The following is a 693-nucleotide window of genomic DNA, read 5'->3' as shown; positions in this document are numbered from 1 at the left end:
TCCACGAAGGAATTAAAACTTTTAGTGGGCGATTAGCTCAGTTGGGAGAGCACCTGCCTTACAAGCAGGGGGTCACTGGTTCGAGCCCGGTATCGCCCACCATTTCCTCCCAAGGAAATAAAAATATGGGGCTATAGCTCAGCTGGGAGAGCGCCTGCCTTGCACGCAGGAGGTCTGCGGTTCGATCCCGCATAGCTCCACCATTCTTTCTCCATGAAGGAATCAAAACTATCATGGGCGATTAGCTCAGTTGGGAGAGCACCTGCCTTACAAGCAGGGGGTCACTGGTTCGAGCCCGGTATCGCCCACCATCTTTAAGCACACTTTTCTTAGTAATAGAAAACTGAGTGTATTTAAAAATGGTTTTGAAAGTTTAATGCTTTAAAAACTCTTGCTCTTTAACAATTTGGAAAGCTGACTGATTGATTACTTACGAGTAATTCAATCAAATTTAAAAGTTCTCAATGTTTATCTTTCATTAGATAAACACAACAAACACATTCAAGTGTCTTGGCTTTTTGTCTTCACTTTTTAAAAGTGGAAATAAAGAGTGATTCAAACTTAGTTTGAATCGAAATTGAGTCCGGCAAACAGTCATTGAGAATTAACCCTTCTTGATGACAACCAAAAACCTTGGTTAGTTGCCATACACTTATTTGTCTTCACTTTTTAAAGTGAAAGCAAATAGAAACC

Annotated in this window: 3 tRNA genes; all 3 read left to right on the top strand. The window is 40.8% G+C overall.

The window, feature by feature from the left end:
- Window positions 1–26 precede the first annotated feature (26 nt).
- The 3 genes from AB4384_RS22580 (at window position 27) to AB4384_RS22570 (ending at window position 311) form a co-directional block, all read left to right on the top strand.
- Window positions 27–102: transfer RNA gene (locus AB4384_RS22580), tRNA-Val, on the top strand.
- 25 nt (window positions 103–127) lie between these two features.
- Window positions 128–203 (top strand) — tRNA-Ala (locus tag AB4384_RS22575).
- Window positions 204–235: 32 nt separating this feature from the next.
- Window positions 236–311 (top strand) — tRNA-Val (locus AB4384_RS22570).
- Window positions 312–693 lie beyond the last annotated feature (382 nt).

This window comes from Vibrio sp. 10N.261.51.A4 (genome assembly GCF_041471945.1).
In the GTDB taxonomy this organism is placed as follows: domain Bacteria; phylum Pseudomonadota; class Gammaproteobacteria; order Enterobacterales; family Vibrionaceae; genus Vibrio; species Vibrio crassostreae_C.
The sequence above is the reverse complement of the archived record's forward strand: the minus strand, read 5'-3'. Positions and strand labels throughout refer to the sequence as shown.